Here is a 13,140-nt window from a genome sequence, read left to right as displayed (position 1 = left end):
CCACCTGTGATATGCCAGTCAGATGAATTCCGAGACCTTTTCGGCCGAGCTTCCCGCGACGCTGACGATCGCTTCGCGCGAGAGCCGCCTCGCCATGTGGCAAGCCGAGCACGTGCGTGATGCGCTGCGCAAATTATATCCAGCTTGTGACGTAAATATCCTCGGGATGACGACACGAGGCGATCAAATTCTCGATCGCGCGCTGTCGAAAGTGGGCGGCAAGGGGCTGTTCGTCAAAGAGCTCGAGCATGCGCTCGCCGACGGCCGCGCCGATCTGGCCGTGCATTCGCTGAAAGACGTGCCGATGGTGCTGCCCGACGGCTTCGCGCTCGCGGCCGTGCTGCATCGCGAAGATCCGCGCGATGCGTTCGTCTCGAATACGTATGCGTCGCTCGCCGAATTGCCGGCCGGCGCGATCGTCGGCACGTCGAGCCTGCGCCGCGAGGCGATGCTGCGCGCACGCTATGCGCAACTCGACGTGCGGCCGCTGCGCGGCAATCTCGATACGCGGCTTGCCAAGCTCGATCGCGGCGATTACGCGGCGATCATTCTCGCCGCCGCGGGGTTGAAGCGCCTTGGCCTGCAAGCGCGCATCCGCGCGCACCTCGATGTCGACGACAGCTTGCCCGCCGCCGGGCAGGGCGCGCTCGGCATCGAGATCGCCGCGCACCGGGCGGACGTCGCCCGCTGGCTCGTGCCGCTGCACGATGCACGCACCGCGCTCGCGGTCGAGGCCGAACGGATGGTGTCGCGTTCGCTTGGCGGCAGTTGCGAGGTGCCGCTCGCCGCGCATGCGGTATGGCGCGGCGACGCGCTGCATCTGACGGGCAGCGTATCGACGACGGACGGCCGCCGCGTGCTGCGCGCGAGCGCGAGCGCCCATGCCGCGACGCCCGCCGACGCGCTCGCGCTCGGGCGCACGGTCTCCGATGCGCTCGAGCAGCAGGGCGCACGCGAAATCGTCGACGCGCTCGTCGCGGCGAACGCGCAAAAGGGCGGCGCGCAATGACGCGCGCGCCGCGCGGGTTCACCGCGGTGCTCACGCGGCCCGACGGCCAGTCGTCCGGGCTCGCCGCGCAGCTCGCGGCGGCGGGCATCGACGTGCTCGACTTCCCTCTGATCGACATCGCGCCGCTCGCCGATGATGCGCCGCTGGCCGGCGCGCTCGCGCGGCTCGATGCATACGCCCTCGTCGTGTTCGTGTCGCCGAACGCGATCGACCATGCGCTCGCGCGGCTCGACGCGATCTGGCCGCATCCGCTGCCGATCGGCGTCGTCGGGCCGGGCAGTGTCGCCGCGCTTGCGCGGCACGGGATCGTCGCGGGCACGCACCGGGTGATCGCGCCGCGCGAGCCAGGCAATGGCGGCACGCCGCGCTACGATTCCGAAAGCCTGTTCGCGGAGATCGAGCGCGCGTTCGGCGGCGCGGCCGCGCTTGCCGGCAAGCGCGTGCTGATCGTGCGCGGCGACGGCGGCCGCGAGTGGCTCGCCGAGCGGTTGCGCGAAGCGGGCGCCGAAGTCGAGCTGGTCGCCGCGTACCGGCGCATCATGCCCGAGCCGTCGATCCGCGCGTGGGAACGCGTGCATGGGCTGCTGTCGGGAGAGCCGCACGCGTGGCTCGTGACGAGTTCGGAGGGCGTGCGCAATCTGCAGGAACTCGCGCACGCGCATTTGACCGAAGCGGAGATCGACGCGCTGACGCGCGCTCGGTTCGTTGCGCCGCACCCGCGGATCGCCGAGACCGCGAGGGCGCTCGGTTTTGATAGGATTACGCTGTCCGGCGCGGGCGATGAGCGCATCGTCCACGCGTTTCGTACGTTGGCCGAAGAGGCCGATCAACCGGCGACCGCCGCACCGATGCCTTCACGCATGACAGACACCAACGATACCAAAGACACTTCTTCCAGGCCGGCCACGGCGGCCACGCCACCGAATCAGCCATTTACGCCGTTTGAAACGAAGGCGCGGCGCGGGGGCTCGACCGCGGCGCTGTGGCTCGTGACGGTCGCGATCGCGGCGGCGGCGGGCGCGGGAGGCTATGCGCTGAACCGCAAGGTCGACCGTCTCGACCAGCACGCGGCCGAACGGCAAAAGACGCTCGATGCGCAGACGGCCGAGCTTCGCGCGAAGGCCGACCAGGCGCTCGCGAGCGTGCACGACACCGGCGCGCAGCTTTCCCAGCTCGACGGCAAGCTCGCCGACGCGCGGGCCGCGCAGCAGGCGCTGCAAGAGCAATACCAGGATCTGTCGCGCAACCGCGACGCATGGATGATCGAGGAAGTCGGCCAGATGCTGTCGAGCGCGAGCCAGCAGCTTCTGCTGACGGGCAACACGCAACTCGCGCTGATCGCGCTGCAGAACGCTGATTCGCGGCTTGCGTCGTCGCAGAGCGCGCAGGCGGTCGCGGTGCGCAAGGCGGTTGCGCAGGATATCGAACGATTGAAGGCTGCGCCGTCCGTCGATCTGACGGGGCTCGCGATCAAGCTCGACGATGCGATCGCGAAAATCGACGGGCTGCCGCTGGCGGGCGAGGTGCTCGCGCCGCACGAATCCACCCGCCCCGACGCCGCGCTCAGTGCGCTGCGCACGGCCGAGGCGGCCGGCGAGCCGCGCTGGAAGGCGTGGTGGCGCGGTTTTTCGGCGGGCATCGGCGAGCAGGTGAAGTCGCTCATCGAGGTGCGCCGCATCGATCATGCGGACGCGATGCTCGCGTCGCCGGAGCAGGGCTACTTCGTGCGCGAGAACGTGAAGCTGCGGCTGCTGAGCGCGCGGCTTTCCCTGCTCGCGCGCAACGACAGCGCGATGAAATCCGATCTGCATGCGGCGCAGGCGGCGCTTTCCCGCTACTTCGACGGCAGCTCGAAGGACACCCAGACCGTTCAGGATCTCGTCAAGCAGGTGGATGCCGCGTCGCTGGCGGTCGCGACGCCGAACCTGAACGCGAGCCTGAACGCGGTTCAACAGTTCAAGAGCCGGGGTTGACGACATGACGTTGCGTGGAATCATCTGGCTTGCCGTGCTGTTCGCGATCGCAGCAGCGCTCGCGACGCTCGGCCGCTTCGACACCGGACAGGTGCTGATCGTCTATCCGCCTTACCGGATCGACCTGTCGTTGAATTTCTTCGTGCTGGCGATCATCGTCGTCTTCATCGCGCTGTATGCGCTGACGCGAATTGTGCGCAATATCTGGCGGATGCCGCGGCGCGTTGCCGCGTATCGCGCGAAAATGCGTGCGGAGCGGGCGCAGACGTCGCTGCGCGACGCGCTCGCGAATCTGTACGCGGGCCGCTTCTCGCGTGCCGAGAAGGCCGCGCGCGACGCGCTTGTGATCGATGCGAACCAGAGCGCGGCGAGCCTCATCGCCGCCTCGGCCGCGCACCGGATGCACGAGTACGCGCGGCGCGACGAATGGCTCGCGAAGGTAGACGGGCAGGACTGGCAGGACGCGCGGCTCCTCGCCACCGCCGACATGCGCGCGGACGGTCGCGATGCGCAAGGCGCGCTCGCCGCGCTTGCCGAAATGCAGGCGTCGGGCGGCAAGCGGATTCATGCGCAGCAGATCGCGCTGCGCGCGCAGCAGCAATTGAAGAACTGGCCCGAGGTGCTCAAGCTGGCGAAGGCGCTCGAAAAGCGCGAGGCGCTGCATCCGGCCGCGGCGGTGCGCCTGCGTCAGCAGGCGGCCGAGCATCTGTTGCGCGAACGTCGGCACGATGCCGATGCGTTGCTCGAGGTGTGGCAGTCGTTGTCGGTGGCCGAGCGGCAGTCGCCGCGGCTTGCCGATCTTGCCGCGGAGCTGCTGATCGCGCTCGAGCGCAGGCAGGAGGCGCGGCGGATCGTCGAAGAGGCGCTTGCGCACAATTGGAATGCGCGTCTGTTGCGCCGCTATCCCGATACCGCGGATGCCGACGCGCTGCCACTGATCCAGAAAGCCGAAGCGTGGCGCAAGGATCGGCTGGAGGATGCGGATTTGCTGTTCGCGCTTGGCCGCCTGTGCCAGCGCCAGCAGCTGTGGGGCAAGGCGCAGTCGTTCCTCGAGGCGGCGCTCAAGCTCGCCGACGAGGAATCGCTGAAGATTCGCGCGCACCGCGCGCTCGCGCGCCTGTTCGAGCAGTTGGGTGAAACCGACAAGGCTGCGCAGCACTATCGGGAAAGCGCGCTCGCGATCACGGTGGTGTGAATCGCTGCGATGCGCGGCGCTCGATGCGCTGTGTTTATTCGATGCGCTGGCATTCAGGCGCGGCAAACGGCGGCCCTTGCGGCCGCCGTTTTACATTGAGCGGCCGGCCGGCGGTTCAGCGATCGACGAGCGCCTTCGGCACCGATAGCACCAGCAAGCCGCCCAGCACCATGAATGCGGCGAGCATGATCATTCCCGCGTCGTTTGCTCCGGTCGCCTGCTTGAGCCAGCCGATCGCATAAGGGCTCAGGAAGCCGGCGAGGTTGCCGATCGAATTGATTATCGCAATGCCGGCCGCCGCCGCGCCGCCGCCGAGGAACGCGGTCGGCAGGCTCCAGAAGAGCGGCAGCGCGCTCAGGATGCCGATCGTTGCAAGCGTGAGGCCGAGCATTGCGAGCAGTGTATCGTGCGCCCAGATGACCGACAGCACGAGCCCGATCGCGCCTGCCGCGGCCGGTAGCGCGATGTGCCAGCGCCGTTCGCGACGGCGGTCCGCGCTCGATGCGATGGCCAGCATCGCGACGACGGCCGCTGCATAAGGAATTGCCGATAGAAGCCCGATCGCGAACGCGTCGGTCACGCCCGTCGACTTGATCAGCGTGGGCAGCCAGAAGCCGACGCCGTACAGCCCCGTCACGAACGAGAAATAGATCGCGCCCATCAGCCATACGCGCGGGCTGGCGAACACGGCGGCGAGCGGCGGATCTTCCTTACGCGCGGCTTCGAGCGCGACGTTGCGCGCAAGCAGCGCTTTTTCATCGTCGTCGAGCCAGCTCGCGTCGTCGATCCGGTCGTCGAGCGCGGCGAACAGCAGCATTCCGACGGCGATCGACGGGATGCCTTCGAGCAGGAACAGCCATTGCCAGCCATGCCAGCCGTTCGCGCCGTCGAACGCTTTCAGGATGTAGCCGGAGATCGGTCCGCCGACAATGCCCGACAGCGCGACGGCCGTCATGAACAGCGTCGTCATCCGGCCCCGTCGATGCGCGGGATACCAATAGGTCAGATAGAGAATCACGCCGGGGAAGAAACCCGCCTCGGCCGCGCCCAGTAGAAAACGCATCGCGTAGAACGCGGCCGGCGTGGTCACGAACATCGTGAGCGCCGAGAGGATGCCCCATGTGATCATGATCCGTGCGATCCAGAGCCGTGCGCCGACCCGGTGCAGGATCATGTTGCTCGGGACTTCGAACAGAAAATAGCCGACGAAGAAAATCCCGGCGCCGAGCCCGTAGACAGCGTCTGACAAATGCAGATCGGCCGCCATTTGCAGTTTCGCGAAACCGACGTTTACGCGGTCGAGATACGCGACCACGTAGCAGAGCAGCAACATCGGCGCGAGCCGCCACGAGACCTTGCGGTAGGTTGCCGCTTCGAACGCGGACGGCGTGTTCGGCGTGATCGCCGGTATCGGACTTGCCATGATGTCTCCTCTGGTGTCTTATCTAGTGACGGTGCCTCGGACTTCAGTGCGCCGTGCGCAAACGTGCTTGCCGCGGCCTGGGCTGCGCATGTGCCGCGCGCCGTGGGCGGCTGCGCTTGCAGCGTGCCACGCCATGGCCTGCCTGGTGCCGCCGCATGCGGGCCGATGCAACGGCGCGGCGCGCACCGCGCCGCTCAGACGCAGCGGCCGCCGTCGACTTCGATGCACGTGCCCGTGACGAACGCCGCTTCGTCGGATGCCAGGTAAAGCGCGGCGTTCGCGACGTCCTGCGGCGTCGACAGGCGCCCGAGCGGGATCGTCGCAATGAAGCGCGCGCGGTTTTCCGGCGTATTGGCTGCCCCCATGAATTCGGCCGTGAGCCCGGTGTCGCCGAGCACCGGGTTCACGCAGTTCACGCGGATCCGGTCGCCGCCCAGCTCGGCGGCAAGCGCCTTGCTCGCGGTGATCATCGCGCCTTTCGTGCTGTTGTACCAGACGAGGCCCGGACGCGGCCGCACGCCTGCCGTCGACGCGATGTTGACGAACGCGCCGCCGCCTATGCGGCGAAAGTGCGGCACGAAAGTTTGCACGCAGAAAAACAGGCTCTTCATATTGACGGCGTACACCCGGTCGTATTCGGCCTCGGTCACGTCGAGCACCGGCTGGTTGCGGTGGGTGGTGCCCGCGTTGTTGACGACGATCTGCACGCTGTCGAACGTGTCGAATGCGGCGTGCGCCAGCGTGCGCCAGTCGTCGCCGCGCGACACGTCGGCCGCGACGGCGATCGCGCGCCCGCCGGCAAGCGCAATCTCGCTCGCGACGCGCTCGGCGGCCGCGCCGTTCAGATCGTTGACGACGACGTTCGCGCCCTCGCGCGCGAACGTTGCCGCGATACCTGCGCCGAATCCCGAGCCTGCGCCCGTGACGATGGCGGTCTTGCCGCTCAGCCGCATCGGTTGTCTCCTGAGTGGGGTGTCATGATCCGCGATACAGGGCGAAACGTGTCGCGGCCGCCCGTCAGCCGTGTTTGAGCGCGATGGTCTTGAGCACGGTGAAGCCGTACAGCGCCTCGAAGCCTTTTTCGCGGCCGTGACCGGAGCGGCCCACGCCGCCGAACGGCAACTCCGCGCCGCCGCCCGCGCCGTAATCGTTGACGAAAACCTGCCCCGCGCGCAACTTGCGCGTGAGGCGCAACTGGCGCGCGCCGTCGCGCGTCCATATGCCCGCGACAAGCCCGTAGCGCGTGCCGTTCGCAAGCGCGAGCGCCTCGTCCTCGTCTGTAAACCGCATCGCGGCGAGCACGGGCCCGAACACTTCTTCCTGCGCGAGACGGTGCGTATGCGGGACGTCGCGCAGCAGCACGGGCGCCTGATAGAAACCCGTTTCGGGCGCATCCGTCGCAACTTCGCCATGTGCGGCCATCGCGACGCCGTCGTGCTGTGCATCGGATAGGAAATCCCAGACGCGTTGTTGCTGTTTCGCGCTGATGAGCGGGCCGCAATCGAGATCGGCGCCGGCCGGGCCGACCTTCAGCGCGCCGAACGCGGCCGCCAGGCGCTCGACGAGCGGCTCGTAGATCGACTGCTCGATCAGCACGCGGCTGCCGGCCGAGCAGGTTTGCCCGCTGTTCTGGATGATCGCGGATACGAGCACGGGCAGGGCCGCGTCGAGATCGGCATCGGCGAATACGATCTGTGGCGATTTACCGCCTAGCTCCAGGGTTACCGGCGCGTGGTGCTCGGCCGCCATTTGCGCGACGGCGCGGCCGGTGTCCGGGGAGCCCGTGAACGACAGATGGTTGACGCCCGGATGACGCGCGAGCGCTGCGCCTGCGTCGAAGCCGTAACCTGTCACGACATTGAGCGCGCCTGCGGGCAGCCCGGCTTCGGCGGCGAGCGTCGCCACCCGCAGGATCGACAGGCACGCGTCCTCGGATGGTTTCACGACGCACGCATTACCGGCCGCGAGCGCCGCGCCCACGCTGCGCCCGAGGATCTGCATCGGGTAGTTCCAGGGCACGATGTGGCCGGTAACGCCGTGCGGCTCGCGCAGTGTCAGCACCGTGTAGCCCGCGCGGTACGGCAGCGTGCTGCCGTGCAGCTTGTCCGCCGCGCCTGCGTAAAACTCGAAATAGCGGGCTAGCGCGTCGGCGTCCGCGCGGGCCTGCGACAGCGGCTTGCCGGTGTCGCGCGATTCGATCAGCGCGAGTTCGTCGCGGCATGCGGCCACGAGCATCGACAGCCGGTATAGCATGCGTCCGCGTTCGGCCGCGCTTGCCGCCCCCCATGGGCCGTCGAATGCCGCGCGCGCCGCGTGCACCGCTGCGTCGACGTCGGCCGCGGTGCCGCGCGCGATCCGCGCGAATGGCTCGCCGTCGGACGGATCGACGACGGTGATCGTTTCCCCGCCGGCGGGCGCTGCCCAAGCGCCCGCGATGAAGTGCTTCGCCTCTTCCATGTTCGCTCCCGGCGTTTGGCCGCTCGTTGCGCGCATTGCCTGCGATCTCTCGATACGCCATCGAGGCCGGGCCGGCATGCGCCGCGCTGCATCGTTGCCGGATTATCGCGCCGATCGCGATGCGAGCGCCATCGGGCGATTGGCTATAATGCTCGTTCCATCGGACAGGCGGCGGGCCGCCTTCCGTCCCGATTCCCATCCGCACTGCAAGAGAACGCTCATGAGCTTTAGCAATGTCCCGGCGGGCAAGGACCTGCCGCACGACTTCAACGTGATCATCGAAATCCCGGCGCAAAGCGAGCCGGTCAAGTACGAAGCGGACAAGGAGCTAGGCCTCCTCGTGGTCGACCGCTTCATTGGTACCGGCATGCGCTATCCGGTCAACTACGGCTTCATTCCGCAAACGCTGTCGGGCGACGGTGATCCGGTCGACGTGCTCGTCATCACGCCGTTCCCGCTGCTCGCAGGCTCGGTCGTGCGCGCGCGCGCGCTGGGTATGCTGAAGATGACCGACGAGTCGGGCGTCGACGCGAAGCTCATCGCCGTGCCGCACGACAAGATCAGCCCGATGACGGCCGGCATCCAGTCGCTCGACGACGTGCCTGGCTATCTGAAGGACCAGATCAAACACTTCTTCGAACAGTACAAGGCGCTCGAGAAGGGCAAGTGGGTGAAGGTCGATGGCTGGGACGGCATCGACGCCGCGCATAAGGAAATTTCCGAAGGCGTCGCGAACTTCAAGAAGTAAGCGCCGTCGCGGCGCTCGATGCGCCGCTCGCTGCACCGAAACCGCGCGTGCCTCGTCATGAGGCCGCGCGGTTTTGTTTGGCGCGCACGCGGTGCGGGGTGGCCGCGCGTGCGTTTTCGTTTCCGGTTTCGCTTGCGGCGGCGGCGCGGATGAGTTTTGCTCCGTTGGCGGCGGATGAGTGCTTCGACGGCTTCGACGGCTTCGACGGCTTCGATAGCTCCAACGCACGGCGAGCCTGCCTTGCGCGCGTGCGCCGTGTTACGGCAGCCCCGCCGGCAGCTTCATCGGCCGCCGCCGCCGTCGTGCCGTTTTCAGCCGCATCCGTTCCGCCTGCGGCATGCCCGGCATCGACATCGCGTCCGCCGCCCGCAGTGGCCGGCAGCACCGACGTGAGCGGCAGCGCGCCGCTCGCCAGCGCGCGCTTCTGCGCGGCCGTCAGTTGCTTGACCCGATATTCGGCCCGCGACGCGCTCGACCGGTCGGCCAGCTCGAACGATGCGAGCACGGCGCGCGGCTTGCGCGCGCGCGTATAGCGCGCGCCCTTGCCTTGCACGTGTTGTGCGAAGCGGGCGGCAACATCGGTCGTGATGCCCGTGTAGACACTGCCGTCGGCGCATTCGATCAGATATAGATACCAGGACATGGGAGGCGGCGTGATGCGAAGCCGCCAGTGTCGCAGAAAACGCGCGGTGCGAACGAACTGATCGAGCCGCCGGCGAAAGCCGGTACGGTTCGCGCCGGGTTCGCGCCGCGCGCGCCTGCCTAGCGCTGCGCGACCGCGTGATTGGGCGGGGTGCGCGCCGTGCGCGATTCATGAATGCGCCAGAAAATCGCCGCGGACGCGAGCGTGATCGCGCCCACGCAAATAAAGCTCAGCTTGAAGCCGAGCAGCGTCGAGCCGGTTTGCGTGCCAAACAGCGCCGCCAGCCCGCTGCCCACCGATGCGCCAAGCCCCATCGACAGCATCTGCACCATCGAATAGAGGCTGTTGCCGCTCGCGGCATCGCGATGCGGCAGGCCTTTCAGCGTGACGCTGTTCATCGCCGCGATCTGCACCGAATTGGTCGCACCGAAGATCGCGATCAGCGCCATTTCGAAGACGAGCGGCGTGTCGGGGCTGATCGTCGCGAACAACGTGATCACCGCACCGACGATCAGCGTGTTGACGAACAGGAAAGTCCGGTAGCCGTGACGGCGAACGAGCGGCGTGATCCATGGCTTCGCGACCACGCCGGCGATTGCGGCCGGCACGAGCAGCAGCCCCGAGCGCAGCGGTGCATAGCCGAACTCGAGCTGCATCATCAGCGGCAGCAGGAACGGCGTCGCGCCAATGCCGATGCGCGAGACCAGATTGCCCGCCAGGCCGACGGCAAAGTTCGGTTCGCGAAAGAGTTCGAGCCGGAAGAGCGGATTCGCGCGTTTGCGCGCATGCGCGACGTAGGCGAGCGCCGCGGCCGCCGCGATCGCGGCGACGCCGAGCGTCCATATCGTGTAGCTGCCGTCCGATGACGCATCAATCGCGAGCGAGCCGGCGATCATCGCGATCGACAGCAGCGTGTAGCCGGTGTAGTCGAACGGCGGCGGATCGATCGGTTTGTCTTGCGGCATGTAGCGGTGAACGGCCACGAGGCCGATCGCGCAGACCGGCAGATTGACGAGAAAGATCCAGTACCACGACATCGATTGGGTGAGCCAGCCGCCGAGCGTGGGCCCCAGGATCGGCCCGATCTGGCCGAAGATCGATACGAACGCGAGCGCGGCTACGTATTCGTCGCCGGGCACGCCGCGCAGCACCGCAAGCCGTCCGATCGGCAGCAGCATCGAGCCGCCGATGCCTTGCAGCACGCGGGCGACGATGAGTTGAGTCGGGGTTTGCGCAGCCGCGCAGCACAGCGAGCCGAGTGCGAACACGACGATCGCGGTGAAGAATACGCGGCGCGTGCCGAAGCGGTCCGCGAGCCAGCCGGACGCGGGGGTGAGAGTGGCCATCGTCAGCGTGTAGGCGGTGACGACGCTATGCATCGAGAGCGCGTTTTGGCCCAGCGCGTGAGCGATCGACGGCAACGCCGTGTTGACGATGGTCGTATCGACGGCCTGCATGAAAAAGGCCGTGGCGACGATCCAGAGCAGCGTCGTGCGAGAAGTGGTATTGGACATGGCGCGGACGTTGAAAGTGAGCGTCGCGGGTGGCCGCGCGACGCAAGCCCCGCGAGCCCTGGTCAGGGCTCGCGGAGAACATGGTTTATTGGGAGAGGGCCGTGCCGCGTGTGATGGGCAAACCACGGCTATGCCTGGCGAGGGCAACTGGTGGCTTGCTCGGATGTGGCGGCGCGAATGGCCGATATTTGTGCTTTATTTCTGGAATTTCCGGTTCGAGCCGCATATCCGGGCAGATACTGAACGGCGCAGTATTTGGCGAAATCGGCCGATTTTTGCCATTTCCGGTGAATGGAGAGATTAGATGCATTTAATACTCCTAATTGATAATCTGAAAAGAGATCGTCAACCAAAAGATCAAAATGTCTCCCCATCCTCTTCGGCCGCGATGAATCATGCCGCGCGGTATACCGAAGGACGGAACTGCAAATGCGCCTCGGAATATGAAGCTTTTATTTCAATTCCCCGAACCGAAATTCGAGAAACCGGAAACAGGGCCGAAACCGAATGTAATTGATTTCAACCGTTTCATTAGACTTTATTAAGCATACCGAAAGTCTAGGGATTTGCCTGCCAAATGGCAACTGAATAATCTTTCGATTTCCAAACGGGAATGAATGGTATCCAAATCACCGATATAACATTGTGCTGGCGCGAAATGACCTCGCCCCATCCGAAACAGCGCCGGATGATTCGGTATGTTAAGCAACTCGGATAGCGGCACGCTGCTTCGCGGCATGGAAGACCGCCGCGTGTGCGGGTTCGTACCCCGGCGGCTCTCGATTGGCTCACGCGCGGGCGCTTCGGCGCTGCGCAGTACGATGTTCGGGGGAGGGGCGCAGCCAGTACCGTCCAACGGTGCGCGCCGTTGGCGCGCGCCCGCTGCTGTCAGCGTCCGCCGGCCTTGAACGGATCGTGCTCGCGCAATTCGTCGACGTAAGCGTGGATTTGGTTTGTTTCGTGCTCGAGGAAGCGGCCGACCGCATCCGCGAACGCCGGGTGCGCGAGCCAGTGCGCCGAGCGCGTGACGGTCGGCAGAAAGCCGCGCGCCAGCTTGTGCTCGCCTTGCGCGCCGCCTTCGAATGTCGCGAGCCGCTCGTCGATGCAGAATTCGAGCAATTGATAGTACGCGGTTTCGAAATGCAGGCATTGCACATGTTCGACCGCGCCCCAGTAACGGCCGTACAGCGTGCCGCGCGGCGCACGGCCGACGGTGGCGTCCTGCTTCGTTTCGCCCCTGTTCGAGAGAGCCGCGCCGGTATCGCTGTCGGCATGCGCGCTCGCATCGGCCCCCGCGTCGCGTTGATAAAACGCAAGCGCGCTCGCAATCGGCTTGCCGCCGCGCTCGGCGATCACGAGCAGCAGGTTCTGCGGCATCGTCGCGCCGATTTCCTTGAAGAAGTCGAGATTCAGGTACGGGCTCGAGAAATGCTCGCGGTAGGTTTGCCGATAGCAGCGCGTGAAGAAACGCCAATCGGCGTCGGTCGCGTCCTCGCCCCGCACGCGGCGGAACGTGACGCCCGCGTCGGCGACCTTGCGGCGCTCCGCACGAATGTTCTTGCGCTTTTTTTGTTCGAGCGTCGCGAGGAAATCGTCGAAATCGCGGTAGCCGCCGTTGAGCCAGTGAAACTGCACGCCTTCGCGCTGCATCATTCCCATGTCGGCGAGCATGCGCGCTTCGTCTTCGGTCGGAAATAGCACATGCAGCGACGACACGTCGCTTTGTTCCGCGAGCGCGATAAGCGTCGCGGCCAGCCGGCGGCGCGCGTGATCGTCGACGGCGAGCAGCCGGCTGCCTTGCACCGGCGTGAACGGCGTGGCGCAGACGAGCTTCGGATAGTACGGCAGCCCGTTGCGCTGGTATGCGTCGGCCCACGCCCAGTCGAATACATATTCGCCGTATGAATGAGCTTTCAGATAGACGGGCGCGGCCGCGGCGAGCGCGCCGCTTGCGTCGGTCAGCGTGACGAAGCGTGGCGCCCAGCCGGTATCGTCGAGCGCGCAGCGGGCGCGGTGCAGCGCGCTCAGGAACGCATGCTTCAGGAAGGGCGTCGGCTGCGCGGCGCGCGCGACGAGCGCGTCCCACTCGGCGGCGCTCGCCTCGAGCGGTGATGACAGGAGGCCCATGCGATAATCGCAACGTTCGTGTTTCAACGATCTGAATCCTTTTCGTCGGTA

At 66.7% G+C, this 13,140-nt stretch carries 10 protein-coding genes; 4 read left to right on the top strand and 6 right to left on the bottom strand.

The window, feature by feature from the left end:
• Nucleotides 1-22 precede the first annotated feature (22 nt).
• The 3 genes from hemC to WS68_RS03030 are packed head-to-tail and all read left to right on the top strand — an operon-like array spanning nucleotide 23 to nucleotide 4,177.
• Nucleotides 23-1,009, top strand: a complete 987-nt coding sequence (gene hemC, locus WS68_RS03040) for a hydroxymethylbilane synthase (protein WP_059569377.1) — start codon at nucleotides 23-25, stop codon at nucleotides 1,007-1,009.
• Nucleotides 1,006-2,982: a fused uroporphyrinogen-III synthase HemD/membrane protein HemX gene (gene hemDX, locus WS68_RS03035; protein WP_059569376.1), complete on the top strand. Its 1,977-nt coding sequence runs from the start codon at nucleotides 1,006-1,008 to the stop codon at nucleotides 2,980-2,982. The genes hemC and hemDX overlap by 4 nt, the downstream gene beginning before the upstream one ends.
• Before the next feature lie 4 nt (nucleotides 2,983-2,986).
• Nucleotides 2,987-4,177, top strand: a complete 1,191-nt coding sequence (locus tag WS68_RS03030) for a heme biosynthesis protein HemY (RefSeq protein ID WP_059569375.1) — start codon at nucleotides 2,987-2,989, stop codon at nucleotides 4,175-4,177.
• Nucleotides 4,178-4,292: 115 nt separating this feature from the next.
• Here WS68_RS03030 and WS68_RS03025 read toward each other — a convergent pair whose 3' ends face one another.
• The 3 genes from WS68_RS03025 to WS68_RS03015 form a co-directional block, all read right to left on the bottom strand.
• A complete protein-coding gene (locus WS68_RS03025; protein ID WP_059569374.1) occupies nucleotides 4,293-5,600 on the bottom strand; it encodes an MFS transporter in 1,308 nt (435 codons plus the stop codon).
• A 194-nt stretch (nucleotides 5,601-5,794) separates the two neighbouring features.
• On the bottom strand, nucleotides 5,795-6,553 hold the full coding sequence (locus tag WS68_RS03020) for an SDR family oxidoreductase (protein ID WP_059569373.1): 759 nt from the start codon (nucleotides 6,551-6,553) through the stop codon (nucleotides 5,795-5,797).
• Between the two features lie 64 nt (nucleotides 6,554-6,617).
• Nucleotides 6,618-8,057 carry an aldehyde dehydrogenase family protein gene (locus WS68_RS03015; protein WP_059569569.1) on the bottom strand — a complete coding sequence of 480 codons (1,440 nt, stop codon included), beginning with the start codon at nucleotides 8,055-8,057 and terminating at the stop codon, nucleotides 6,618-6,620.
• Between the two features lie 220 nt (nucleotides 8,058-8,277).
• Between WS68_RS03015 and ppa the strand changes: the two genes are divergently transcribed.
• Nucleotides 8,278-8,805: an inorganic diphosphatase gene (ppa, locus tag WS68_RS03010; protein ID WP_059569372.1), complete on the top strand. Its 528-nt coding sequence runs from the start codon at nucleotides 8,278-8,280 to the stop codon at nucleotides 8,803-8,805.
• Nucleotides 8,806-8,860: 55 nt separating this feature from the next.
• Here the strand turns inward: ppa and WS68_RS03005 are convergent, their stop codons facing one another.
• The 3 genes from WS68_RS03005 to WS68_RS02995 all read right to left on the bottom strand — a co-directional run bounded on the left by WS68_RS03005 (nucleotide 8,861) and on the right by WS68_RS02995 (nucleotide 13,116).
• Entirely contained in the window at nucleotides 8,861-9,448 is a 588-nt protein-coding gene (locus tag WS68_RS03005) for a GIY-YIG nuclease family protein (protein ID WP_059569371.1), read from the bottom strand.
• Nucleotides 9,449-9,567: 119 nt separating this feature from the next.
• Nucleotides 9,568-10,962, bottom strand: coding sequence for a DHA2 family efflux MFS transporter permease subunit (locus WS68_RS03000; RefSeq protein ID WP_059569370.1), 1,395 nt, complete (start codon nucleotides 10,960-10,962; stop codon nucleotides 9,568-9,570).
• A gap of 888 nt (nucleotides 10,963-11,850) precedes the next feature.
• Nucleotides 11,851-13,116, bottom strand: coding sequence for a GNAT family N-acetyltransferase (locus WS68_RS02995; RefSeq protein ID WP_059569369.1), 1,266 nt, complete (start codon nucleotides 13,114-13,116; stop codon nucleotides 11,851-11,853).
• Nucleotides 13,117-13,140: the final 24 nt, after the last annotated feature.

The sequence above is a fragment of the Burkholderia sp. TSV86 genome (assembly GCF_001522865.1).
In the GTDB taxonomy this organism is placed as follows: Bacteria; Pseudomonadota; Gammaproteobacteria; order Burkholderiales; family Burkholderiaceae; genus Burkholderia.
This window is presented reverse-complemented; position numbering and strand designations above follow the sequence as displayed.

Excerpts from the sequence above, each read along its gene's own strand:
- hemC (WP_059569377.1), top strand. The coding sequence starts at position 23 with ATGAATTCCGAGACCTTTTCGGCCGAGCTTCCCGCGACGCTGACGATC.
- hemDX (WP_059569376.1), top strand. The coding sequence starts at position 1,006 with ATGACGCGCGCGCCGCGCGGGTTCACCGCGGTGCTCACGCGGCCCGAC.
- WS68_RS03030 (WP_059569375.1), top strand. The coding sequence starts at position 2,987 with ATGACGTTGCGTGGAATCATCTGGCTTGCCGTGCTGTTCGCGATCGCA.
- WS68_RS03025 (WP_059569374.1), bottom strand. The coding sequence starts at position 5,600 with ATGGCAAGTCCGATACCGGCGATCACGCCGAACACGCCGTCCGCGTTC.
- WS68_RS03020 (WP_059569373.1), bottom strand. The coding sequence starts at position 6,553 with ATGCGGCTGAGCGGCAAGACCGCCATCGTCACGGGCGCAGGCTCGGGA.
- WS68_RS03015 (WP_059569569.1), bottom strand. The coding sequence starts at position 8,057 with ATGGAAGAGGCGAAGCACTTCATCGCGGGCGCTTGGGCAGCGCCCGCC.
- ppa (WP_059569372.1), top strand. The coding sequence starts at position 8,278 with ATGAGCTTTAGCAATGTCCCGGCGGGCAAGGACCTGCCGCACGACTTC.
- WS68_RS03005 (WP_059569371.1), bottom strand. The coding sequence starts at position 9,448 with ATGTCCTGGTATCTATATCTGATCGAATGCGCCGACGGCAGTGTCTAC.
- WS68_RS03000 (WP_059569370.1), bottom strand. The coding sequence starts at position 10,962 with ATGTCCAATACCACTTCTCGCACGACGCTGCTCTGGATCGTCGCCACG.